Below are 18052 nucleotides of genomic sequence, written 5' to 3' on the forward strand. Positions count from 1 at the left end.
GGCCGCTCAACGCGTCCCGTATTGCGCGTCGTGCAGCCGGCGGTAGAGGCCGCCGGCGGCGACCAGGTCGCGGTGCCGCCCCTGCTCGGCGATGCCGTTGGCGTCGACCACGACGATGCGGTCGGCGTGCTGGATGGTGGCGAGGCGATGGGCGATCACCAGCGTGGTGCGGCCTTCCGACAGCTCGGCCAGCGACTGCTGGATCGCCTGCTCCGTCTCCGTATCCAGGGCCGAGGTGGCCTCGTCCAGGATCAGGATCGGCGGGTTCTTCAGGAACATGCGGGCGATCGCCAGGCGCTGCTTCTGACCGCCCGACAGCTTCACGCCGCGCTCGCCGATCACCGTGTCCAGCCCGTCCGGCAGGCCGGCGATGACGCCGTCGAGCCGGGCGCGGCGCGCCGCCTCCATGATCTCGGCCTCGGTCGCGTCCAGCCGGCCATAGGCGATGTTCTCGCGGATCGTGCCGGCGAACAGGAACACGTCCTGCTGCACCACGCCGATCTGGCGGCGCAGCGAGGCCAGCGTCATGTCGCGGATGTCGATGCCGTCGATGGTGATGCGGCCGTCCTGGACCTCGTAGAAGCGCGGCAGCAGCGAGCAGATCGTGGTCTTGCCGGCGCCGGAGGGACCGACGAAGGCCACGGTCTCGCCGGCCCGGATGGCGAGGTCGATGCCGCGCAGCACCGGCGTCCCGTCACCGTAGCCGAAGCTGACGCCCTCGTAGCGGATGTCGCCCCGCAGCGCCGGCACGTCGACCGCGCCCGGCCGATCGACGATGTCCGGCTCGGTGTCCAGGAGCTCGGTGTAGCGGCGGAAGCCGGCGATGCCCTTGGGGTAGGTCTCGATCACCGAGTTGATCTTGTCGATCGGGCGGAAGAACACGTTGACCAGCAGCAGGAACCCGACGAAGCCGCCTTCGCTGAGCCGCCCGGTCAGCACGAAATAGGCGCCGGCGATCATCACCACCATCTGGATCAGCCGCATGCTGAGATAGCTGAGCGAGGTGCTGGCCGCCATGATCCGGTAGGCGTCGAGCTTGGTGCGGCGGTAGTTCTGGTTGTCCTGCGCGAACAGCCGCCGCTCGTGCTCCTCATTGGCGAAGGCCTGCACCACGCGGATGCCGCCGACATTCTCCTCGATCCGCACGTTGAAGTTGCCGACCCGGCCGTACAGGGCCTGCCAGTTGCGGGTCATGCGGCCGCCGTAGCGGCTGGTCAGCCAGGCGGTCAGCGGCACGATCGCCGCGGTGATCAGCGCCAGCTCGAGATGGACCGTCAGCATCAGCGCGAAGGCGCCGATGAAGGTCATGACCGCGATGAACAGGTCCTCCGGCCCGTGATGCGCGACCTCGCCGATCTCCTCCAGGTCCTTGGTCAGCCGGCCGACCAGATGGCCGGTCTTCTGGTTGTCGAAGAAGCTGAAGGACAGCTTCTGCAGATGGTCGAAGGCCTTCCGCCGCATCTCGGTCTCGATGTTGATGCCGAGCATGTGACCCCAATAGGTCACCACCGCCATCAGGCCGGTGTTGGCGACGTAGACCGCGAGCAGCCCGGCCGCGGCCAGCAGGATCAGCGGCCAGTTCCCGCTCGGCATCAGGCTGTCGACGAAGACCTTGACCGCGATCGGGAAGCCGAGCTCGAGCAGGCCGGAGACGATGGCGCAGCAGAAGTCGAGCAGGAACAGCCCGCGATGCGGCCGGTAGTAGGCGAAGAAGCGTCTCAACATCGGTCGTCTCGAGATCAGCCGCCGGCCTGCCACGCCCGGATCGAATCGACGGGGTGCAGCAGCATCAGCACGTTCAGGGTCAGGTTGTCGCGGATCAGCCAGCCGGTCAGCAGCTCGAAGAACACCGCCAGCGCCACGGTCAGCCAGACCGGCGCCCGCGCCGCGAAGGCGAAGCCCGCCAGCATGAAGACGATGTCGAAGACCGAGTTCAGGACGCTGTCGCCTGTGTAGCCGAGCGCGATCGTCGCCTCGCGGTAGCGGTCGATCACCATCGGGCTGTTCTCGGCGAGCTCCCAGGCGCATTCGATCAGCACGGCGATCAGCGCCCGGGCCCCGAGCGGCAGGCGCCGGGCCAGCAGCCAGGTCAGCCCGAAGAACAGGAAGCCGTGGATGATGTGCGACGGCGTGTACCAGTCGGCGATGTGCTGGGAATTGTCCGCGCCCATCGCGTCCGGCGCCCACAGCCTGACCGTGCCGCAGGCGCAGATCGGCACCCGGCCCATGGCCAGCAAAAACGCCGCCGTCGCCACGACCAGGCCGAGGCCGAGCAGGAGATAGAGGCGCGACGGCAGGCGGTCCGGCCGCGTCACTGTGGAGGATCCGTTCAGCATGAGCGCAGTCCTACCACGGCCGGAAGCCTGCAAACCATTCGCAGACGTCGGGACGACGCGCCGGATTCGGCATGACAGGCCGTTGCTGTCAGAGATAGGGCGACGCCAGCCACACCGTCCGGTTGCGCAGCCGGGTCAGGAACGGCCGGGCCCGCAGCGTGTCCAGCGTCTCCGGCCGGGCGGTGGCGATGCGCTGCCGGATCGCGGCGTCGATCTCGCCGGCGACGCCGCGGTCGTAGATCTCGACATCCAGCTCGAAGTTGAGCCGCAGGCTGCGCGAATCGAGGTTGGAGGACCCGATCAGCGCCCAGGCGCCGTCCACCGCCATCAGCTTGGAATGGTCGAACGGGCCGGTCGCCCGCCACACCCGGCAGCCGGGCCGCAGCACCTGGTCGAGCTGCGCCGTCATGGCGAAGTCGATCAGGGCCAGGTTGTTCACGCTGGGGATGACGATGTCGACCTCGACCCCGCGCTGCGCCGCGATGGCCAGCGCGCTGGTCAGCGGCAGGTCGGGCAGGAAATAGGGCGAGCAGATGCGGATCGAGCGCTGCGCCACGGCGATCGCCCCCATCACCAGGCTGTGATTCGAGCCGAGGGTGACGTCCGGCCCGGACAGGATGGCCCGGGCCAGCACCGACGGCGCCGGCAGCGGCCGCGGCAGCGACCGCCAGGCTTGGCCGTGCAGCCGCTCTCCCGTCGTGAACCGCCAGTCCTGGACGAAGGCCGTCAGCAGGCTCTGCACCAGCGGACCGCGGATGCGGGCGTGGACGTCGCGGCCCACGGGCCCATCGGCGTGCGCGCTGGAGAACTGCGCCCGGATGTTCATGCCGCCGGTGAAGGCGGTCTCGCCGTCCACCACCAGCAGCTTGCGGTGGCAGCGGAGATTCGCATAGGGCAGCTTGAGGCCGATGACGTTGCCCATGAACCGCGCCGTCCTGACGCCGCCCGCCCGCAGCACGCCGACGATCTGGGGCCGCGAATAGCGCGCGCCGATGCCGTCGATCAGCACCCGCACCTCGACCCCGCGCCGCGCCGCCTCGATCAGCGCCCCGGCGATCTCCCGCCCGACCGGGTCGTTGTCGAAGATGTAGCTCTGCAGCGCGATCGCGGACCGGGCACCGCGGATCGCCTCCAGCATCGCCGGATAGGCCTCGTCACCCCCCTGCAGCAGCCGCAGCTCGTTGCCCGCGGTCACCGCAAAGGGCGAGACCCGGTCGCCGAGCCGCTGCAGCGAGGCGAATTGCGGCGCCGAGGCCGCGGCCACATCCACCTCCGGCCCCGTCTCCCGGTCGTCCATGCCGGCGCCCGACCGGCGGCGCCGGCGCGCGATGGCGGCGCGCCGCACCCGGTTGACGCCCAGGACCAGATAGATGACGGCGCCGAGGATCGGGTTCAGCACGATCACGCCGACCCAGCCGGTGGCGGCGCGCACGTCGTCCTTGGTCATGATCGCATGGACGGCGCCGGCGACGCCGAGCACGAGGCTGGCCGCCAGCACGATGTCGGACCAGTACGTCGTCCAGAAACCGTTCATGCCGTCCACGGGTCGGATGTCCCGCCATCCTCCCTGCCAGGACCGAGCGATCCCGGCAAGGATCGGCGAGGCGACACCCGCAGCATATCGGCCCGCCGGCGACGGTCGAGCGCCGCGGAAGGATTGACGCCACGCTGGCCCCAGGATAGTTTGGATCCATGGATCCAAATTCGATCGCCGACGCGCTGCGGCTGGACATCGAGGCGCGCCTTCTGCCGCCGGACACGGTGCTGCGCCAGGAGAGCCTGGCGGAGCGGTTCGGGGTCAGCCGACAGCCGGTGCGGCAGGCGCTGGACCGGCTGCTGGCCGAAGGACTGGTGGTGCGCCGGTCCGACCGCAGCCTGGCCGTCGCCGGCCTGTCGGCCGGGGACAGCCGCGAGCTGGCGGCCCTGCGCATCCTGGTCGAAGGCGAGGCCCTGCGCCTGTCGCTGCCCCGGCTGGAGCCGCGCGACCTGCGCCGGGCCGCGCGGCTGGCCGAGGACCTGGCCGAGGAAGAGGATCCGGCGGCGATCGAGGAGCTGGACGTCGCCTTCCACGCCGTCCTGTACGGCGCCTGCGGCAATGCCCGGATGCTGCGCCTGATCGATTCGCTGCGGCGGGAAGGGCGGCGCGCCTATGCGCTGCAGCCCCCTGGCTCCGCCTTCCGTGCCGCGATGGCGGCACAGCACGAGACCATCCTCGCCGCCTGCCGGGCCGGCGACGCCGCCGCCGCGGTCGCCGCCCTGGCCATCCATCTGCAGACGGCGGCCGAACCGCAACCGGGAGAGACCTCATGAGTCAGTACCAGGCCACGGTGCTGTGGCAGCGCCCGCCGGACATCGCCTTCACCGACGGCCGCTACAGCCGGGCGCATCTCTGGCGATTCGACGGCGGCGTCGAGGTGCCGGCCTCGGCCTCGCCGCATGTCGTGCCCCCGCCCTTCTCGGCCCCGGAGGCGGTCGATCCGGAGGAGGCCTACATCGCCGCCCTGGCGAGCTGCCACATGCTGACCTTCCTGTCGATCGCGGCCAAGCGGCGCTTCGCCGTCGACCGCTACAGCGACACGGTGGAAGGGGTGATGGAGAAGAACGCCGAGGGCCGGATCGCGGTCACCCGGGTGGTGCTGAACCCCCGCGTGACCTATGCCGGGCCGGCGCCGGACCACGCCACCGAGGAGGCGATGCATCATGCCGCCCATGAGCAGTGCTTCCTGGCCAATTCGGTGAAGACCATGATCGAGACTCGGCTGGTCTGATCTCTTCCACGGATTGTCCGCCGCGGCTCGATGCCCGGCGGACAATCCATCGGACCAAGCGGTCGCGGCCGGCAGCCGACTTTTTTTGATATGCGCTGAGAGCATGCTATGTATGCAATTTACGCAACAGACGGGTCGATCATTTCTCAGCTGCGGAATTTAATTCCAACGCGATGGCCATTTTTGAGCTCAGCCCCTCGCCTCGGTCGCCGAGGACAACGAAACGAGCCGATATTCGGAAATTTTTATCCATTTTCGAGCGCCTTTGAAACCATCTCCATAGTTCCGGTAATAAAATTTCTTCTTCAAGAAATATAATTCATTATTACTCGAAATAACATAATGAATTTTCTTGCGTCTATTGTGATGCCGAAGAGGATCCATCAGCCTTGTCATGATCCTTTAAGTTGTTTGGTGACGACGATTTTGTAATCGTGGGTCAAATGGCGGCGCCGTGTGCCGGCAGCGCTGGGACCCAATTGCTGAATCGCGATAGCGGAGAACGAATATGGCTTTGTCACTGGAACTCCTGGGGCTGTTGGGCGTCAATCTCGACGACACCAACGACGAGGTGCTGGTCGGCGGGAACGTCGTGGATGTGCTGAGCGGCGGCGACGGCAACGACGTCGTTGAGGGCAAGGGCGGAGCCGACGTCATCAGCGGCGGCGACGGCATCGACACGCTGAGCTACGAGACCTCGCCCGCGGCGGTGAATGTGAGCCTCGAGCCCGGCCTGCTGGGGCTGATCAGCCTGAACAGCGGCGGCGATGCCACCGGCGACCTGGTCAGCATCGGCTTCGAGAACGTCGTCGGCTCGGCCTTCGCCGACACCATCACCGGCGACGCCACCAGCAACACCCTGGCCGGCCTGGCGGGGGACGACACCCTCAACGGCGGCGCCGGTAACGATGTGCTGATCGGCGGGGCCGGGAATGACCGGATGGACGGCGGTGCCGGCGTCGACACCGTCAACTATGTCGACGCGGCGTCGGGGATGACCATCGACCTGACGGCCGGAACCGCCACCAACAGCGGCGGCACCGAAAACGACACGCTGATCGGCATCGAGAACGTCACCGGCTCGCGCTTCAACGACGTCATGATCGGCAGCGCCGGCGACAACGTCCTCAACGGCGGGGCTGGCGACGACACCATCACCGGCGGCGCCGGGAAGGACACCATCGACGGCGGCACCGGCAACGACACCGTCAACTATTCGAACTCCAACGCCGGCGTCACCATCAACCTGACCACCGGCATCGTCACCGGCGGCCACGCCTCCGGCGACGTGCTGACCGGAGTCGAGAGCGTCAGCGGCAGCACCTTCGACGACCGGCTGACCGGCAACGAGACCGCCAACATCCTGAACGGCTATCTCGGCAACGACATCCTCGTCGGCCTCGGCGGCAACGATGTCCTCATCGGCGGCCGCGGGGCGGACAGCCTGGACGGCGGCACCGGCGTCGACACCGCCTACTACTCGAACTCCAACGCCGGCGTGACGGTCAACCTGACCACCAACGTCAACACCGGCGGCGACGCCGCGGGCGATTCGCTGGCCAATATCGAGAATGTCGCCGGCTCGGCCTTCAACGACAGCCTGACCGGCGACTTCCACGACAACGTCCTTTCGGGCGGGGCCGGCAACGACACGATCTTCGGCATGGGCGCCAACGACATCCTGATCGGCGGCGCCGGCGCGGATGCGCTGAACGGCGGCGCCGGCCTGGACGTGGCGAGCTACGAGAGCTCCTCGGCCGCGGTGACCGTCAACCTGGCCACCGGCACCGGCACGGGCGGCGATGCCCAGGGCGACACCCTGACCAGCATCGAGCGGCTGTTCGGCTCGCGCTTCGACGACACCCTGACCGGCAACGACGGCTACAACGACCTGCGCGGGAATGCCGGCAACGACGTGCTCAACGGCGGCGGCGGCGCGGACGACCTGCGCGGCGGCGCCGGGGCCGACACCATCAATGGCGGCGCCGGACAGGACACGGCCTATTACTTCGAGAGCAATGCCGGGGTGACGGTGAACCTCACCACGGGCCAGGGCCTCGGCGGCCATGCCCAGGGCGACCTGCTGATCGATGTCGAGAACATCGGCGGCTCGCAGTTCAACGACTCGCTGGTCGGCACCGCCACGAAGAACATCCTCCGCGGCTATGCCGGTGACGACGTCCTGCGCGGTGGCGGCGGCGTCGACGAGCTGATCGGCGACGCCGGGGCGGACACCTTCGTCTTCGGCTCGACGGCAGACAGCAACAGCGTCACCGGCGTCGATCTGATCCACGACTTCGGCTCGGATCAGGGCGACAAGGTCCATCTCGCGACGATCGACGCGAACACCACCGTCGCCGGTGACCAGGCCTTCACCTTCATCGGCACCTCGGACTTCACGGGTGTGGCGGGCCAGCTGCGCTTCTTCACCACCGCCGAGGGCACCCTCGTCTGGGGCGACACCAACGGCGACAAGGCGGCGGACCTCATCATCAGCTTCGCGGGTTCGCTGACCCTCACCGCGACCGACTTCGTGCTGTAAGCGAAGCCGTAGACATGCTCTGGGCCGCCCTTCGGGGCGGCCCTTTCTTATTCCACCCTTTCGGCCGCGCGGCGCCGCGCCTCCTCGGTGGCCTGGCGAAACCGGGCCAGACGGCGGCCGGCCCGGGACATCCGGTCCGGCCGCGGCTCGTGGACCATGCCGATCATGTCCGGCGGCGCCGGCCATCCCAGCGCCGCCGCGGCGATGCGATAGCCGCCCATCGCCGTGGTCGCGGTCGGCAGGTCGGCGCACTCCACCGTCCGCCCGGTCGCATCGGCGATGAGCTGCGGCCAGACCCGGCTGGCGCCGCCGCCGCCGGTCAGCCGGATCGGCCCCGGCGCCGCCGCCATCGCATCGAGATTGTTGCGCAGCGCCAACGCCACCCCTTCGAGCACCGCATAATGCAGGGCGCCGCGGCCCTGGGCGATGTCGAGGTCGAGCAGGGCGCCGCGCACCGCCAGGTCGACGAAGGGTGAGCGCTCGCCCTTGAGATAAGGCAGGAACAAGGTCTCCGGCGGCGCCGCATCGGCGGCTTCCGCCTCGGCGTCGAGCGCCGCGAGCTCGGCCCCGGCGATCCGGCCGAACCAGCCGGCGGCGTCGCCGGCGGTGAGCAGCGGCGCGATCTCGATCGCCCAGCCGGCCCTCGGATGCGCGAGGGTGGTGAAGGGGCGCGGCAGCGCCGCGGGATCGAGCGGCCGGCTGCGCGCGACCCAGCCGCTGGTGCCGAGATAGACGTGCAACTGGCCATCGCCGGCGGCCCCGACGGTGGAGGCCGCGGCGTCGCCGCAGCCGTTCACCACCGGGCATCCGGCGGGCAGGCCGAGCGCCAGCGCGGCCGCCGGCAGCAGTTCCCCGACCAGCGCGTCGGCGGGCAGGATCGGCGGCAGCAGCGCGGGGTCGAGGCCGACGGCCTCGACCAGCGGCGCCGACCATTCGCGCCGCGCCAGATTCATCAGCCCGACCGTGGTGCCGGCCGCCGGGTCGGTGGCGGTCCAGCCGGTCAGCCGCAGCGCCAGATAGTCCTTCGCACCCGGCAGGAGGGTCGCGATCCGCCGCGCCGCTTCCGGCTCCGCCTGCTGCAGCCAGCGGAACTTGGCGACCGTGTTCAACGGCCCGGGCGCGTTGCCGAGAACGGCCGGCGCATCCGCGGCCAGCAGCCGGTCGCGGATCGGCGGGAACACCGCGCCACTGCGGCCGTCGCTGTACAGCAGCGCCGGCCGGACCGGACGCCCGCCGGCGTCGAGCGCCACCAGATTCTCCATGGTGCCGACCAGCGCGACCGCCCGCACCGATTCGCGCATCGCCGCCGGCAGGCCGGCGCAGGCGGTCACGGCGGCCGTCCACCAATCCTCCGGATCCTGTTCCTGGCCGCCGCCGGGCGTGGCGCGGGTCGGATAGCGGGCTTCGACCTGCCGCGCCGGGTGGCCGTCCCCGCCGAAGGCGACGAGTTTGAGCGCCGTGGTGCCGAGATCGAAGACCAGGAGGATGCTCATCGCGACGCCGCCATGCCGAAGCGGCGCACCATCACCGCGCCGATGATGATCGCGCCGGTCACCATCTTCTGGAAGAAGGGATCGACGTTGAGGATGGTCAGCCCGTTCGCCAGCACCGCGATGATGGCGACGCCGACCGCGGTGCCGAGCATGTTCGGGCGGCCGCCGCGAAAGGCGGTCATACCGAGGAAGACGGCGGCATAGGCCGGCAGCAGCAGGCTCTCGCCCATGGTGTGCTGGACGCTGCCGAGGCGCGCCGCCAGCAGCACCCCGGCAAGGCCGGACAGCGCTGCGGAGATCGCGAAGACGGCGATCACCGGCCGGCCGATCGGCACGCCGGACAGGCGCGCCGCCTCGCGGTTGCTGCCGATGGCGATCAGCCGCCGGCCGAACACGGTCAAGGCCAGGGTGCCGCCGGCCGCGAGCAGCACCGCCAGCATCCACAGCGTCAGCACCGGCACCGGCCCCACGGCCGTCCGGGCGAGCGCGGTGAAGCCCGGCGGGATCCCCTGGAACAGGCTGGCCCCGCCGGACAGCCAGTAGGCGAGGCCGGAGGCGATGGTGCCGAGCGCCAGGGTGGCGATGAAGGAGGGTGCCCTGAGCCCGTGCACCACCAGCCCGCCGACCGCGCCGACCAGGCCGCAGGCCAGCAGCGACAGCAGGATCGCCGGCCCCGGCCCAAGGCCGGCGGCCAGCAGCTTCACCACCAGGATGCCGGCGAGCGAGGCGACGAAGCCGACCGACAGGTCGAATTCGCCGATCACCATGACCAGGGTCGCGGCGGTGGCGACGATCGCCAGGATCGCCATCTGCTGGGTGACGTTGAGCAGGTTGGCGGCGGTGGCGAAGGCGTCAGGCCGCGCCAGGCCGAAGCCGAGCACGATCAGGGCCAGCGCCGCCGGCGTGCCGAAGCGTTCGACCAGCCGCGCCTCAGCCGCCACGATGCGCGCTCCGGAAAGCCCCATCTACGGCATCCACGCATCGATCGGAGATACCGATGGCGGGTCTTTGAGCCGATTGCCTCTCCCGCTTGCGGGAGAGGTCGGACATCCGAAGGATGGCCGGGTGAGGGAATTGCGGCCCTGCCGAAGCACAGCGTCGCGGCGATCGAGCGCGTGCTCTCCCCTTCTCCTGAAACGCCAGCTCCGATGTCGCGGCCGGGCTGCCCTCACCCGGAGCCGCTTCGCGTCTCCGACCTCTCCCGCAAGCGGGAGAGGCAAATAGAATGCGCTTGCAAATCGGTGGACAAGAGAGGAGCGGGTGACGCCTGTTCCGAAGAGGGCTCACGGGCAGGCCACGCCCAAACTCTCGCGCGTGATCAGCGTGCCGGGCGCGTAGAGCTCGGCCGCATCCGGCTTGCCGCCGGCGAAGACCTTGGCCATCTGCTCGGCCGTGATCCGCGCCATGTCGGCGAAGTTCTGCCGCACCGTGGCGATGAAGGGCGTGCATTGCCGGATCAGCTCCACCGCCTGCGGGTTGCCGTCGATGCCGGCGATGACGATGTCGCTGCGCCCGGCCGCCTGCAGCGCCAAGAGGGCGCCGATGCCGGGCTCGTCCCAGGCCGCCCAGACGGCGTTGATCGCGCCCGGCGCCGGGTTGGCGGCGAGCATCGCCTCCATGGCGTTGCGGCTGTCGTCGATCTGGCCCGGCACCTGGACATAGTGGTCGGCCACCTGGCGGATGCCCGGGGTTGCCTCGAGCGCCTCGTCGAGGGCGATCTCGCGCTGGTGCACGCCGGGATGGGCCGAATGGAAGAAGCGAACGATCGTCCCCCGCCCGCCCAGCCGGCCGAACAGGTGGTCGGTCATGGTCTTGCCGAGGGCGTGGTTGTCCGAGGTGACGTTCAGCGTCACCCCCGGCCCCGTCGCGCCGTCGACGGCGAAGACCGGGATGCCGGCGGCCGCGGCCTTGCCGACCTGGTCCTGGATCTGCGCCGGGTTGATCGAGACCAGCACGATCGCGCCGGTGCGGGCGTTGACCACATCCTCGACCCGGCTGGCCAGGGCGCCGAAATCGCCGGCGGTGTCGACCACCGACACGGTCCAGCCGCGCGCCGCGGCGTCGGCCTTGAAGGTCTCGACCATCTCGCCGGTGGCGACGGCGGAGAGATAGGGGGTCAAGACCGACACCGTCTCGGCCGCCGCCGGGGCGGCCGCCCCCGCCGCAACCGCCGTCGCCGCCACGGCGACCACCCGCATCCATCCCCGCATCGTCCGCCTCTCCCCGCGCTTTTCATCCTGTCTAGCCCCTCCGCCCGGGGCTGACAACGACGCCGCCACGGCGCCTCCACATCCGCTTGCCCTCGGCCCTCGCGAACCGCACTGTGTGCGCCGTGCGGACACACGCCGTCCGCCGGAGCAGGAGAGCCATGGCCTTCGAGAATGCGCCGCGGGCGACGCCGACCGTGCAGCAGGACGACGACACCGTCCGGATCACGCGCTGGGATTTCGAGCCCGGCGCCGCGACCGGATGGCACCAGCACGGCTTCCCCTATTTCGTCATCATGCTGCGGGCCGGAACGCTGCGGATCCACAACGGCGAGACCGAAACGGCGGTGCCGCTGGCCGAGGGCCAGTCCTACATGCGCCCCGCCGGCATCCGGCACGACGTCATGAACGGCTCGCCGCACCCGATCGCCTTCGTCGAGATCGAGATCAAGAGGCCGGGCGCCCTCGACGGCTGGACCGTCTGAGACCGCTGCCGTGCCGCGCATCGCTTTCCGGCTGGACGCGTCGGCCGCGATCGGCGGCGGCCACGCCATGCGCTGCCTGTCCCTGGCCCGTGCCCTGGCGGACCGCGGCGCCGAATGCCTGTTCCTGGTGAACGAGGAGGCCGACGCGGTGGTGCCGGCCCTGGCCGCCGTCGCCCGCCGGACCGTCGGGCCGGAGCCGGAGGCCGCAATGGCGGCGGTCCGCGCGGCCTGGCCGGACGGGGCCGATGCGGCGGTCTGCGACCTCTACCGGTGGACGGCGCCGCAGGAGCAGGCCTTCGCCGCCGCTGCGCGCCGCCTGCTGGTGATCGACGATCTGATCGCGGCGCCGCATCGCTGCGACTGGCTGCTGAACCAGAATTTCGGTGCCGATCCGGCCGCCTATGACGGGCTGCTGCCGGAGGGCTGCCGGCGGCTAATCGGCCTCGACTACGCCCTGCTGCGCCCGGGCTTCGCGGCGCTGCGGCCGGCGGCGCTGCAGCGGCGCCGCAGTGCCGGACGGCCGCAGACGATCCTGGTATCGCTCGGCCTGACCGATGTCGGCGGCATCACCGGCCGGGTCTGCGCCGCCCTGGCGACCATCCCGGATTTCGCCCGGGCCGAGGTGGTGCTGGGCCCGGCCGCGCCCAGCATCGCCCGGGTGCAGGCGATTGCCGCGGCCGATCCGCGCTTCCGCTGCCATGTCGGGCTCGACGACATGGCGCGGGCGATGCTGGAGGCGGATGCGGCGATCGGGGCGATGGGCAGCAGCAGCTGGGAGCGCTGCTGTCTCGGGCTGCCCACCCTGGCCGTCACCCTGGCCGACAACCAGCGGCCGACGGCCCAGGCCCTGGCTTCGGCCGGCATCGTCGCCCTGGCGGGGGATGGCGCGGCGCTGGACGACGCCGCCCTGCGGACCGCGATCGCCGGGTTCCTTGCGGATCGCGACCGGCTGGATCGGCTGTCGCGCGCCTCCGCCGCGCTGTGCGACGGGCAGGGTGCCGGCCGAGTGGCGGCGGCGATCCTTGAAGAGATCGGCAGCTAGCCCGTATTTCTCACACTCGTTGTGCCCTGCGCCGACGTCACAGGCCGGCAGGGCAGGAGGCGCGCGCAGCGCGATGCGCGGCCATCGGGCAAGCGCGGCGACGCCCCCTGCCGGCCTGTGACGTCGGCCCGAAGGGTCGCCTTGCGGCGACGCAGGGCGCAAGGAGTGTGAGAAATGCGGGCTAGGTCGCGGGCCCGGCCTCGGAGACGGGCAACTCGGTCACATCCGCCGTCCGGCCCTCCCGTTCCGCCACCGCCTGGGCGTGGGCATGCTCGTAGCGGAAGCCGAGGCGCAGCACGACCTGGTAGTGGCCGACACTGTCGCCCTCGATATGGCCGCGGATCTCCTTCACCTCGAACCAGTCGAGATTGCGCAGCGTCTTCGAGGCGGTGGCGATGGCGCCCTGAATTGCATCCTCGAGGCTGCGCTCGGACGAGCCGGCGAGCTCCGTGATGGCATAGGTGTTGCCCATGGTCCGTCTCCCTGTTGCCTATCCGGGGAATGGCGGGCGTGCCGGACCGGTTCCGGCGTCACGCCGCGGCGGCACCGGCCACCGCGCCGGCCACGACCGCGAGGTCCTTGACGAATTCGGCATAGGCGCGATGCCGGGCCTCCTGGTCGGGCACGCGCAACAGGGCGGAGGGATGAACGGTCACCAGCCCCCGCAGCCCGTTGGGAAAGGCCAGGATCCGGCCGCGGTTCTGGCCGATCGGAAACGGCCGCCCGGCCAGCGCCCGCGCCGCGGTGGCGCCGAGCGCCACGGTCAACCGCGGCTGGATCAATGCCAGCTCGCGGTCGAGCCACCATTTGCACCGGTCGATCTCGTAGGCGTTGGGGCTCTTGTGCAGCCGGCGCTTGCCGCGCGGCGCGAATTTGAAGTGCTTGACCGCGTTGGTGATGTAGGTCCGGTCGCGCGGGATGCCGGCCTCGGCCAGGGCCTTGTCGAAGATCCGCCCGGCCGGGCCGACGAAGGGCCGGCCCTGCCGGTCCTCCTGGTCGCCCGGCTGCTCGCCGACGAAGACGACGAGCGCATCCGCCGGGCCTTCGCCGAACACGGTCTGCGTCGCCGCCTGATAGAGCGGGCAGCGGGTGCAGCCGCGAGCCTCCGCGGCGACGGCGTCCAAGGATGCCTGATCCGGGGATGTCCTGGGCATGCCAGGATAATGGGCCCGGTCACATGTCGGTTCCGGCGCCGATCGGCTGGACCCACAGTATCTCCTTGATTCCAAAAGGTTCATCTCGACCCACGCGGAGTCCGGAAGATCTTCTCAAAAGTGGGACAGATTGCTGTTGCCGAGATTGAGATAAATTATCTAAAATTTGATACAAATCAGATCCAAATGCGGTCCCGGGGATGGGATCAGCCTTTGGCATAGGCATCAGAGCGCACGACTCGCCTGCGGGCCATCGGAGGCCAGGGAAGGGTGCGAGCTGAACCGGGCAATTGAGAAGCCCGGCCTCATAACATGGCTTTTGGAGAGGACAATGAAGGCAGTTACCCCGATCCTGGCCGCGGCCGCCCTGGCTGCGACCGGGCTATTCACCGCGGCCGACGCCGCGACGGCGACCGGCAATCTGCAGGTCAAGATCACCATCACCAAGGAATGCCAGGTCAATGCCGGCAGCGGCGGCGCCGGTGCCGGCGACGCCGTGCTCGACTTCGGCAGCCACGGCGTGCTGAACAACAATGTGGACGGCCAGACCGCGACCAGCGGCACCGGGTCGATCCAGGTGCAGTGCACCAACGGCACCGCCTACCAGATCGGCCTCAACGCCGGCCAGAATCCGTCCTCGCCCGGCGACGTCAACACTCGCCGGATGAAGAACGGCACCGAGTTCGTCTCCTACCAGCTGTACCAGGATTCGGCCCGCACCACGGTCTGGGGCAACACCACCGGCGCCGGCGGCAACGTCGTCTCCAAGACCGCCGACGGCACGGTCCAGAGCACCCAGGTCTTCGGCCGCGTGCCGCCGCAGGCCACCCCCTCGGCCGGCGTCTACACCGACACCGTCACCATCACCGTCACCTACTGACCGCAAGCCTGAGGACACCCCGATGCGCAAGCTTCTCGCGCTTCTGGCGGTGGTCCCTGGGCTGGTCTTCGCGACCGACGGGCGGGCGGCATCCCTGCAGGTGTCGCCCGTCTCCGTCGACCTGACCGCGCCGGCCCAGGCGTCCTCCGTCAACCTCCGGAACAACGGCGACCGACCGGTCAACGTCCAGATCCGCGTCTACAAATGGACCCAGAGCGGCGGCGAGGACCAGCTGACCCCCGCCCGCGACGTGGTCGCCAGCCCCCCGGCCGCCGCGCTGCAGCCGGGCACGACCTACACCATCCGCGTCGCCCGCACCGCGGCGCCGGTCACCAGCGGCGAGGACAGCTACCGGCTGCTGATCGACGAGCTGCCGGAGGTCAACGTCCGCCGCCCCGCCGGTTCGGTCAACCTCGTGATCCGCTATTCGATCCCGGTGTTCTTCGCCGACCGGGCCGCCGGGGCCGAGCTGCGCTGGGACGTCCGCCGCGACGGCGGCAGCCTGGTGGTCGAGGCCACCAACACCGGCAGCCGTCACGCCAAGATCGCCAATCTGACGGTCGCCTCGCCCGCCGGCCAGGTCGCCTTCGGCCAGGGCCTGAACGGCTATGTGCTGCCGGGCGCGACCCGCCGCTGGACCGCGCCGGGCGCCCGCATCCAGCCGGGCAGCGGCGTCACCATCACCGCCAAGGGGGACGATTATGCGGTCAACCAGACGGCGACCGTTCGTTAGGTCGCACGTCGCCGCCTGGTGCATGCTCGTCGCCCTCGGCGCCGGGGCGCCGGCGATCGCCCAGGACGTGCCGCCGCCCGACGGGGCGGATCCGAACCAGGATCTGCTGCTGGGCGTCGTCGTCAACGACCGGCCGACCGGCGCGCTGGCCACCTTCAGGCGCCTGCCGGACGGCCGTCTGGCGGCCACCCCGGGCGACCTGCAGACCGCCGGCATCAAGCCGGAGGCCGGCGCGGTCGGCCCCGACGGGCTGGTCCCGCTCGACAGCCTGGCCGGCGTCGCCTGGCGCTATGACGAGCCGAAGCAGATCGTGGTCTTCACCGCCCCCGACGGCGCCCGCGTGCCGACCAGCATCGATGTCGGCGCCGGCAGCCGGCCCGTCGACCTGTCCGCGGTGCGCTCCGATTTCGGCTTCCTGACGAACTACACGCTGTACGGCACCAGCCAGTATGACTGGAGCAGCGGCGGCAGCAGCACCAGCACGCTGTCCGCCAGCGTCGACGCCCGATTGCTGACGCCCTACGGCATCGCCTCGACCACGGCGCTGGCCCGGATCAACGACTTCGACCATTTCGACGAAGAGAGCAACGGCTTCACCCGCCTCGACAGCGCCTGGCGGTACACCGACCCGGAGAGCCTGCTGGTCTACCAGGCCGGCGACAGCATTTCCGGCGCGCTGTCCTGGACCTCGTCCTACCGCTTCGGCGGGCTGCAGTTCAAACGCAACTTCGACATCCGCCCGGACCTCGTCACCACCCCGGTGCCGAACCTCGCCGGCACCGCCTCGGTGCCGTCGACCCTCGACCTCTATCTCAACAACATCCGGGTCTTCTCCGGCGAAGTCCCGGCCGGGCCCTTCGACTTCACCGGCCTGCCCTTCCTCGGCGGCGGCGGCGACGCCCGCATCGTCATGCGCGACGCGCTCGGCCGCGAGGTCGTTGCCCAGCGCGCCTATTTCTTCGCGCCGGACATGCTGCGCGAGGGCTATTTCGACTTCTCGGTCGAGCTCGGCTTCATCCGCCTCGGCTACGGCGACGACTCCTTCCGCTACGACCGCAGCCTCGCCGGCTCCGGCAGCATCCGCTACGGCCTGACCGACACCCTGACCCTGGAAGGCCATTTCGAGGCAACCCGCGGCCTGGTCAATGGCGGCGCCGGCATCGTCGCCAGCCTCGGCCCCTGGGGCGCCGTCAACGCCTCGGCCGCCAGCAGCTGGTACGGCGGCAAGGCCGGGGACGAGACCGGCGGCAAGGTCTCGGGCTTCTATCAGGTCTCGCGCCTCGGCTGGTCCTTCTATGCCGGCGCCGACCGCATGATCGGCGACTACAACGACGTCGGCCTGGTGGTCGACCGGCGGCACGGCAACGACGCCCCGGTCTCCGCCCGCGCCCGCGAGGTGCTGCGCACCGGCCTGTCCTTCCCGCTCGGCCTCGATCCCTCCTCGCTCAGCCTCGGCTTCTCCCGCATCCGCGGCGCCGGCCGGGACGGCGACAGCTCGATCCTCACCGCCTCCTGGTCGCGCACGATCTTCGAGGATCTCTCGGTCTACGTCACCGGCTACGGCGATTTCGACGACCGCAGCAACTACGGCGTCTTCGCCGGCGTGACCATCCCGCTGGGCGGCGACATGACCGCCTCGGCCAATGTGTCGCGCAACGGCAACCGCACCAGCTTCGACGCCAGCGTGACCAAATCCGCCCGGCTCGAGGAGGGCTCCTTCGGCTGGTCGGTGCGCGACCAGGAGACGGTCGACGGCACCGGAAACCGCGCCGCCTCGGTCAACTACCGCACCGCCGTCGCCTATCTCGCCGGCTCGGTCGAGCAGTCGGGCGACATGGGCCGGGTCACCGGCACGGTCGAGGGTGCGATCGTCGCCGCCGGCGGCGGCGTGTTCCTGGCCAACCGGGTCGAGGACGCCTTCGCCGTGGTCAAGGCCGGCGGGCCGAACGTCGAAGTCTCGCTGAACAACCGCCGGGTCGCCACCACCAATTCCAGCGGCCGCGCCTTCGTGCCGTATCTGCAGTCCTACCAGAACAACACGATCTCGATCGATCCGGCCAACCTGGCGCTCGACCTGCAGCCGGAAGAGACCCAGGCCGTGGTGGTGCCGGCCGACCGCTCCGGCGCCGTGGTCGATTTCGGGGTGAAGAAGGTGGATGCCGCCATCGTCACCCTGACCGGCCCGGACGGCAAGCCGGTGCCGGTCGGATCCGTGGTCCAGCTCGACGGCACCGACCAGGCCACCGTCGCCGGCTATGACGGCCGTGCGTACCTGACCGGCCTGTCCGCCCGGAACGGCGTCACCGTCACCCTGCCCGAGGCCGCCGGCACCTGCCGCGCCGGCTTCGACTACCAGGCCGTCCCGGGCGCCCAGCCCGAGATCGGGCCGGTTCCCTGCCGCTGAGAGGGAGG

The 18052-nt window shown here is 70.3% G+C and carries 16 protein-coding genes; 8 read left to right on the forward strand and 8 right to left on the reverse strand.

What is annotated here, in order from left to right:
• Positions 1–6: 6 nt before the first annotated feature.
• The 3 genes from G537_RS0124120 to G537_RS0124130 form a co-directional block, all read right to left on the reverse strand.
• Positions 7–1725 carry an ABC transporter ATP-binding protein gene (locus G537_RS0124120; protein ID WP_026872292.1) on the reverse strand — a complete coding sequence of 573 codons (1719 nt, stop codon included), beginning with the start codon at positions 1723–1725 and terminating at the stop codon, positions 7–9.
• 14 nt (positions 1726–1739) lie between these two features.
• The gene (locus G537_RS0124125; protein ID WP_081689007.1) at positions 1740–2336 is read right to left on the reverse strand and encodes a DUF2585 domain-containing protein; all 597 of its coding nucleotides are present in this window, start codon (positions 2334–2336) and stop codon (positions 1740–1742) included.
• 88 nt (positions 2337–2424) lie between these two features.
• Complete coding sequence (locus G537_RS0124130) at positions 2425–3870, reverse strand: phospholipase D-like domain-containing protein (RefSeq protein ID WP_155888745.1); 1446 nt, start codon at positions 3868–3870, stop codon at positions 2425–2427.
• 158 nt (positions 3871–4028) lie between these two features.
• On the opposite strand from G537_RS0124130, the gene G537_RS0124135 reads away from it, so the two are divergent.
• From G537_RS0124135 to G537_RS39630, 3 genes are all read left to right on the forward strand, one after another.
• Positions 4029–4646, forward strand: a complete 618-nt coding sequence (locus G537_RS0124135; RefSeq protein WP_026872295.1) for a GntR family transcriptional regulator — start codon at positions 4029–4031, stop codon at positions 4644–4646.
• A complete protein-coding gene (locus G537_RS0124140) occupies positions 4643–5104 on the forward strand; it encodes an OsmC family protein (RefSeq protein ID WP_026872296.1) in 462 nt (153 codons plus the stop codon). The genes G537_RS0124135 and G537_RS0124140 overlap by 4 nt, the downstream gene beginning before the upstream one ends.
• Before the next feature lie 508 nt (positions 5105–5612).
• Positions 5613–7646: a beta strand repeat-containing protein gene (locus G537_RS39630; RefSeq protein WP_026872297.1), complete on the forward strand. Its 2034-nt coding sequence runs from the start codon at positions 5613–5615 to the stop codon at positions 7644–7646.
• Positions 7647–7693: 47 nt separating this feature from the next.
• Here the strand turns inward: G537_RS39630 and G537_RS0124150 are convergent, their stop codons facing one another.
• From G537_RS0124150 to G537_RS0124160, 3 genes are all read right to left on the reverse strand, one after another.
• Positions 7694–9139, reverse strand: coding sequence for a xylulokinase (locus G537_RS0124150; RefSeq protein ID WP_026872298.1), 1446 nt, complete (start codon positions 9137–9139; stop codon positions 7694–7696).
• Positions 9136–10104 carry an ABC transporter permease gene (locus G537_RS0124155; RefSeq protein WP_051249038.1) on the reverse strand — a complete coding sequence of 323 codons (969 nt, stop codon included), beginning with the start codon at positions 10102–10104 and terminating at the stop codon, positions 9136–9138. Before G537_RS0124155 ends, G537_RS0124150 begins: the two co-directional genes overlap by 4 nt.
• Before the next feature lie 318 nt (positions 10105–10422).
• Positions 10423–11349 (reverse strand): substrate-binding domain-containing protein, encoded by a 927-nt coding sequence (locus tag G537_RS0124160; protein WP_211230492.1) that lies wholly within the window; start codon positions 11347–11349, stop codon positions 10423–10425.
• Between the two features lie 158 nt (positions 11350–11507).
• Here G537_RS0124160 and G537_RS0124165 point away from each other — a divergent pair, with 158 nt between their 5' ends.
• Positions 11508–11831, forward strand: coding sequence for a cupin domain-containing protein (locus tag G537_RS0124165; RefSeq protein WP_026872301.1), 324 nt, complete (start codon positions 11508–11510; stop codon positions 11829–11831).
• Positions 11832–11841: 10 nt separating this feature from the next.
• Positions 11842–12873: a UDP-2,4-diacetamido-2,4,6-trideoxy-beta-L-altropyranose hydrolase gene (gene pseG / locus G537_RS0124170; RefSeq protein ID WP_026872302.1), complete on the forward strand. Its 1032-nt coding sequence runs from the start codon at positions 11842–11844 to the stop codon at positions 12871–12873.
• Positions 12874–13054: 181 nt separating this feature from the next.
• Here pseG and G537_RS39635 read toward each other — a convergent pair whose 3' ends face one another.
• Both G537_RS39635 and G537_RS39640 read right to left on the reverse strand, forming a co-directional pair.
• Positions 13055–13345 carry a dodecin gene (locus tag G537_RS39635; RefSeq protein ID WP_064742202.1) on the reverse strand — a complete coding sequence of 97 codons (291 nt, stop codon included), beginning with the start codon at positions 13343–13345 and terminating at the stop codon, positions 13055–13057.
• A 58-nt stretch (positions 13346–13403) separates the two neighbouring features.
• On the reverse strand, positions 13404–14027 hold the full coding sequence (locus G537_RS39640; protein ID WP_051249040.1) for a UdgX family uracil-DNA binding protein: 624 nt from the start codon (positions 14025–14027) through the stop codon (positions 13404–13406).
• Between the two features lie 331 nt (positions 14028–14358).
• On the opposite strand from G537_RS39640, the gene G537_RS0124185 reads away from it, so the two are divergent.
• The 3 genes from G537_RS0124185 to G537_RS0124195 are packed head-to-tail and all read left to right on the forward strand — an operon-like array spanning position 14359 to position 18044.
• A complete protein-coding gene (locus G537_RS0124185; RefSeq protein WP_034852824.1) occupies positions 14359–14907 on the forward strand; it encodes a Csu type fimbrial protein in 549 nt (182 codons plus the stop codon).
• A gap of 22 nt (positions 14908–14929) precedes the next feature.
• Complete coding sequence (locus G537_RS0124190) at positions 14930–15640, forward strand: fimbrial biogenesis chaperone (protein WP_026872304.1); 711 nt, start codon at positions 14930–14932, stop codon at positions 15638–15640.
• A 22-nt stretch (positions 15641–15662) separates the two neighbouring features.
• Positions 15663–18044 carry a fimbria/pilus outer membrane usher protein gene (locus tag G537_RS0124195; protein WP_034852826.1) on the forward strand — a complete coding sequence of 794 codons (2382 nt, stop codon included), beginning with the start codon at positions 15663–15665 and terminating at the stop codon, positions 18042–18044.
• Positions 18045–18052: the final 8 nt, after the last annotated feature.

It is taken from the genome of Inquilinus limosus DSM 16000 (assembly GCF_000423185.1).
In the GTDB taxonomy this organism is placed as follows: Bacteria; Pseudomonadota; Alphaproteobacteria; order DSM-16000; family Inquilinaceae; genus Inquilinus; species Inquilinus limosus.

What these genes read in the sequence shown, in the direction of transcription:
- G537_RS0124140 (WP_026872296.1), top strand. Translation starts at nt 4,643, where the DNA reads ATGAGTCAGTACCAGGCCACGGTGCTGTGGCAGCGCCCGCCGGACATC.
- G537_RS39630 (WP_026872297.1), top strand. Translation starts at nt 5,613, where the DNA reads ATGGCTTTGTCACTGGAACTCCTGGGGCTGTTGGGCGTCAATCTCGAC.
- G537_RS0124150 (WP_026872298.1), bottom strand. Translation starts at nt 9,139, where the DNA reads ATGAGCATCCTCCTGGTCTTCGATCTCGGCACCACGGCGCTCAAACTC.
- G537_RS0124135 (WP_026872295.1), top strand. Translation starts at nt 4,029, where the DNA reads ATGGATCCAAATTCGATCGCCGACGCGCTGCGGCTGGACATCGAGGCG.
- G537_RS0124190 (WP_026872304.1), top strand. Translation starts at nt 14,930, where the DNA reads ATGCGCAAGCTTCTCGCGCTTCTGGCGGTGGTCCCTGGGCTGGTCTTC.
- G537_RS0124195 (WP_034852826.1), top strand. Translation starts at nt 15,663, where the DNA reads ATGCTCGTCGCCCTCGGCGCCGGGGCGCCGGCGATCGCCCAGGACGTG.
- G537_RS0124125 (WP_081689007.1), bottom strand. Translation starts at nt 2,336, where the DNA reads ATGCTGAACGGATCCTCCACAGTGACGCGGCCGGACCGCCTGCCGTCG.
- G537_RS39635 (WP_064742202.1), bottom strand. Translation starts at nt 13,345, where the DNA reads ATGGGCAACACCTATGCCATCACGGAGCTCGCCGGCTCGTCCGAGCGC.
- G537_RS39640 (WP_051249040.1), bottom strand. Translation starts at nt 14,027, where the DNA reads ATGCCCAGGACATCCCCGGATCAGGCATCCTTGGACGCCGTCGCCGCG.
- G537_RS0124160 (WP_211230492.1), bottom strand. Translation starts at nt 11,349, where the DNA reads ATGCGGGGATGGATGCGGGTGGTCGCCGTGGCGGCGACGGCGGTTGCG.
- G537_RS0124155 (WP_051249038.1), bottom strand. Translation starts at nt 10,104, where the DNA reads ATGGGGCTTTCCGGAGCGCGCATCGTGGCGGCTGAGGCGCGGCTGGTC.
- G537_RS0124165 (WP_026872301.1), top strand. Translation starts at nt 11,508, where the DNA reads ATGGCCTTCGAGAATGCGCCGCGGGCGACGCCGACCGTGCAGCAGGAC.
- G537_RS0124185 (WP_034852824.1), top strand. Translation starts at nt 14,359, where the DNA reads ATGAAGGCAGTTACCCCGATCCTGGCCGCGGCCGCCCTGGCTGCGACC.
- G537_RS0124120 (WP_026872292.1), bottom strand. Translation starts at nt 1,725, where the DNA reads ATGTTGAGACGCTTCTTCGCCTACTACCGGCCGCATCGCGGGCTGTTC.
- G537_RS0124130 (WP_155888745.1), bottom strand. Translation starts at nt 3,870, where the DNA reads ATGAACGGTTTCTGGACGACGTACTGGTCCGACATCGTGCTGGCGGCC.